The organism is Candidatus Sodalis sp. SoCistrobi, from assembly GCF_900143145.1.
Taxonomy (GTDB): Bacteria; Pseudomonadota; Gammaproteobacteria; order Enterobacterales; family Enterobacteriaceae; genus SoCistrobi.
The window spans coordinates 1-4,591 of record NZ_FRDB01000218.1; the positions used below are offsets into that span (position 1 = coordinate 1).

Annotated in this window: 4 protein-coding genes and 2 pseudogenes; 2 read left to right on the forward strand and 4 right to left on the reverse strand. The window is 56.3% G+C overall.

Annotated features, from left to right (window positions below; genetic code table 11):
* Positions 1-126: 126 nt before the first annotated feature.
* The 3 genes and pseudogenes from CINSTRO3249_RS12930 to syd all read right to left on the reverse strand — a co-directional run.
* Positions 127-324: pseudogene (locus CINSTRO3249_RS12930) on the reverse strand (pseudouridine synthase); the annotation flags it as partial.
* The gene (locus CINSTRO3249_RS12935) at positions 317-637 is read right to left on the reverse strand and encodes a YqcC family protein (protein WP_074013575.1); all 321 of its coding nucleotides are present in this window, start codon (positions 635-637) and stop codon (positions 317-319) included. The pseudogene CINSTRO3249_RS12930 and the gene CINSTRO3249_RS12935, both read right to left, overlap by 8 nt.
* Before the next feature lie 850 nt (positions 638-1,487).
* A complete protein-coding gene (syd, locus tag CINSTRO3249_RS12940) occupies positions 1,488-2,051 on the reverse strand; it encodes a SecY-interacting protein (protein WP_074013576.1) in 564 nt (187 codons plus the stop codon).
* A gap of 60 nt (positions 2,052-2,111) precedes the next feature.
* Here syd and queF point away from each other — a divergent pair, with 60 nt between their 5' ends.
* The gene (queF, locus tag CINSTRO3249_RS12945; protein ID WP_074013577.1) at positions 2,112-2,957 is read left to right on the forward strand and encodes an NADPH-dependent 7-cyano-7-deazaguanine reductase QueF; all 846 of its coding nucleotides are present in this window, start codon (positions 2,112-2,114) and stop codon (positions 2,955-2,957) included.
* A gap of 323 nt (positions 2,958-3,280) precedes the next feature.
* A pseudogene (gene ppnN / locus CINSTRO3249_RS12950) lies at positions 3,281-4,322 on the forward strand (nucleotide 5'-monophosphate nucleosidase PpnN); the annotation flags it as partial.
* 40 nt (positions 4,323-4,362) lie between these two features.
* Here the strand turns inward: ppnN and CINSTRO3249_RS12955 are convergent.
* Positions 4,363-4,591, reverse strand: a 229-nt coding sequence (locus CINSTRO3249_RS12955; protein WP_143146879.1) for an integrase core domain-containing protein, incomplete at its 5' end; no start/stop codon positions are given.

Genomic DNA, 4,591 nt, shown 5'->3' on the forward strand with positions numbered 1-4,591 from the left:
TGCTCATGCTGAGTTTCCAGCACTAGATTAACTGCCCGTTCACGGACTTCCGGAGAGTAACGTTTGGTCGTTGTCATAGAGACCTCCACTTTTAAAGTATAGACTCTAATTTATCCGGGGTGATTCAGAAAGCGCCAACAACAGCACACCAGACGTCGGGCGATCCAGTCGGTGTACGGTAAACACGTGCTGCCCCAGCATATCGCGCACCGTCTGCATCACCACCACTTTTTCCTTGCGATCCAGCCAACTACGGTGGACCAGCCAGCCGGCCGGTTTATTGACCGCCACCAGATACTGATCCTGGTAACATATTTCAATCATGCGCGTCACCGCCCAGCAAACAATCAAGCTGGCGTATTTGTGTCAATAACGCGATTGCTTCGGGCAGCGCTTCTTCAAAGTACGGCGTCAGGGCGAAGCGTTCCGGCAATGGCGCGTCGCGATCCAGGAGCGCATGCATGCGCGGCAGCAAAACCCATTGCAGCCACTGCTGTGCATCCATGGTGTCGATGCAAAACGGCTCCACGCTGTCGAACGCCGCGCGCGCCGGCGGCTGCGGCTGCCAAATTTCGGCGTCGCGCATGGCCTGTTCGATGTCGAACAGCCGCTGACGAACCTGTTGATGTAACGTCATCTGATCCTCCCACGCCGCGGGACCCGACGGCGCCGTCCATGCAAAACCGCAAAGAATAGCATCAGAGCGGTGCCAGTGCTAATTATGGCCGTAAAACGGGCAAGAGAGGAAATCTCGCTCATATGACGCAAACGGTTTTATTGTCAAGAGTGATGTTTTCTATGGAAAAAAAAACGCCCGCGTTATTCCCCGCAGTGATGCCCTGCCGCGGCGCTCGGCTTGCGCGCGCGTCGATGCCATGGCGGGCCGGTTTCATTCATTTCTCGCCGGAAACGACGTCAAAGAAAAGGGGGTACTGTTTACACAGTACCCCCGGTTCGTTTTATAGCAATCCCGCTATGTTTATGCTCCCTGCCTACCTCCATGACGCTTGTTATACAAGATAACATTGCAACAATCCATGTCGGCAAAACCCATCCTTGCGCCACGCCTACGTTATCAAACGTATGTCCTGCAGCAGTCCCTGCCTCGCTGGCGTTCCATTACCAGCTCACATTCTCCATCCTGGAGGTGTCCTGAGTATCATCCTGAAACTTGCGGGCTTCTTCCTGAGGCCGTTGCTGCACTAACCCTTCCCTGCGCTGTCCGTGCGGCACTAATCCTGATTCAGCGGGCGGTCCTTGCTTACTGATTTGATTGATAAGATCGCTTAAACTATCGTTCTAAACAAGAGTATTGATATGCATTTATGTAAGACGGCAAAAGGCGAAATGTTAATGAGTCGTTATATTGCTTTGATCTTACTGGAATAATTAATTTTTTTGTTAAATTTAATCTTTTGAAACACAGTTATTTCCTACAGCGCTTGTAAGAGATATCTTACAAGTGTTTGCATAAAAAGGGGGTGATTTTAGGCGGGCAGCCGCGGCGTCAGGCGGATGAGGAAGCTTGCCAGATCAACCGTCAGTACCTCGCGTTGTTTGCCGCCCACCTGCTCACGCAGGACATGGCCGCTGAGGTTACAGACCGAAATTATCGTCAGCTCTGACGCGGTGGTGCCAATAAACAACGTCGGTGTCTGCCGCAGCCGCTTTTGCATCAGCAGATGGCCTATCAGGTTTTCCTGCACCCGCAGAAAATCGGGCTCGCTCCAGACCTGTACCAGCTCCAGCGGTTCGCCCGCAAACGCGGCCGGCATATCGCCGGCGTACTGGCTGCAATAATAGGCCTGCACCGACGGCTGCAGTCGCAAGGACAGGGCCCGTTCAACGCCCGCCAGCGTCTGGTCCGCCGCCGCCGGCCGGGGTTGCCAATAAACCGCGTCGCCTTCGCCGCCGGCGACGCAGGGGGACGGTATGCCGGACAGCCCATGGCTTGCGGGTAAGCCGCCGGTGGTTTGTTGCCAGCCGTCGACATAGCGCCGGGTAAAATCCTCTAACGCCAGAGCAGTGGCCGGGTCCCTAATTTCTCTCATTTTATGGCTCCGTGCGGTACACTACGCCTAGTGTAACAGTAAGGCCCCAAGGTAGACACCATGACGCATTATGACCAACATCACGCTTTGCAATCGCTGACGCTGGGAAAACCGACCCCGTACCGGGAGCGCTACGATCCCGCGCTGCTCCAGGCGGTACCGCGCGCGCTCAACCGCGATCCGCTGGGGCTGCAGGCGACGGCGCTGCCCTTTCATGGCGCCGATATCTGGACCTTATATGAACTTTCCTGGCTCAACGACGCGGGACTGCCCCAGGTGGCGATTGGCGAAATCGCCCTGAATGCGACCAGCGCGAATCTGATTGAGTCCAAAAGCTTCAAACTGTATTTAAACAGCTTCAACCAGACCCGCTTCCCCTCGCGCGAAGCGGTACGCGCGCGCCTTGCCGAGGATCTGTCGCGCTGCGCCGGCGGCGAGGTGCAGGTTGTCCTGCGCGCGCTGTCCGAACTTACCGGTAGTCCGGTGCTGGATTTTGACGGCGAATGCATTGACGATCAACCTATCCGCATCGACGATTATACCTTTTCCAACCGCTGGCTGGAGGGCGCCGCCGGAGGGCCGGTGGTGAGCGAAACGCTGGTGAGCCATTTGCTGAAGTCCAATTGTCTCATCACCCATCAACCGGATTGGGGCTCGGTGCAAATCCGTTATCGGGGCGCACGTATCGACCGCGAGGCGCTGCTGCGCTATTTAGTCTCCTTCCGCCAGCATAATGAGTTTCATGAACAGTGCGTGGAGCGAATCTTCTGCGATTTGATGCAGTTTTGCCGCCCCGAAACCCTGACGGTTTATGCGCGCTATACCCGCCGCGGCGGACTGGATATTAATCCCTGGCGTAGCAACACGCACTTTTCGCCGGCAACCGGACGGCTTGCGCGGCAATAATGCAGTGAAGCGCAACGCTTGCCCCGCTTCCGCCGGCGGAGGGGGGAAAACCTTGCCGCCGGACACACGTTAACGGGAGCGGGTTCGCCAGGCTTTTCGGGCCAGCGGCAGAGGGCGTATCACCGTGCCCGCGTGCTATGGCACGGGGCAAGGGGCATTAAGCTTCGGGCTTTGGGCTTTGGGCTTTTAGCCTTGAGCATTAAGCATTAAGCATTAAGCATTAAGCATTAAGCATTAAGCCCTTAGCATTAAGTACTTAGCACGGGGCACGGGCACTGTGGGATGATTCTTTTTTGTAAGCACCGGTATGACAAGGAGCTATTTTGATTACGCATATCAGCCCGCTGGGCTCTATGGATTTACTGTCACAACTCGAAGTGGATATGCTCAAACGTACCGCCAGCAGCGATCTCTACCGGTTGTTCCGCAACTGTTCGCTGGCGGTGCTCAATTCCGGGATCCAGACCGACAGCAGTAAAGAGCTGCTGGAGCGCTTTCAGGATTTCGATATCAACGTGCTGCGCCGCGAGCGCGGCGTGAAGCTGGAGCTGGTGAACCCGCCGGAGGAAGCCTTTGTTGATGGCCGCATCATCCGCTCGCTGCAGGCCAACCTGTTTGCCGTACTGCGGGACATCCTGTTCGTAAACGGCCAAATCGTCAGCGCCGGCCGGCATCAACATCTCAATCTGGCCAACGCCTCCCACATTACCAATCTGGTATTTTCCATCCTGCGCAACGCCCGCGCGCTGCATGTGGGCGAGGCGCCGAATATGATAGTGTGCTGGGGCGGCCACTCCATCAACGAAACCGAATATCGTTATGCGCGCGCCGTCGGTAATCAGTTAGGCCTGCGCGAACTTAACATCTGCACCGGCTGTGGGCCGGGGGCGATGGAAGCGCCCATGAAAGGCGCGGCGGTAGGCCATGCCCAGCAGCACTATAAAGAGGGTCGCTTTATCGGCATGACCGAGCCGTCGATTATCGCCGCCGAACGGTCTGGTCAACGAGCTGATTATCATGCCGGATATCGAAAAACGCCTTGAGGCCTTTGTGCGTATCGGGCACGGCATTATCATTTTTCCCGGCGGCGTCGGCACCGCAGAAGAGTTCCTGTACTTGCTGGGCATTATGATGGATCCGGAAAACGCCGATCAGGTGCTGCCGCTGGTGCTTACCGGACCGGAGGAGAGCGCCGACTATTTCCGCGTTCTGGACGAATTCATCGTCAGCACCCTTGGCGCCCAGGCCCGCCGCTATTATTCCATCATCATCGACGATGCCGCGGAAGTGGCCCGGCGGATGAAAAAGGCGATGCCGGAAGTGCAGGAAAACCGCCGCCGCAGCGGTGACGCATACGGCTTCAACTGAATAACCCCGAGTTTATTAGAGAGTAATTTTGGCAATACTACGCCGCTTCCTCTGATGCTAATTGCAAAGCGTAATAGTTCATTTCGGCTTCAGTAGGAGGGATGTAACCCAGCCGCCCGAGCAGCCTTCTGTTGTTGTACCAGTCCACCCAGTCCAGCGTGGCCAACTCCACTTCCGTCCGGTTTTTCCAGCTCCCGCGGTGGATAACCTCCGTTTTGTACAACCCGTTGATACTCTCTGCCATCGCATTATCGTAGGAGTCGCCG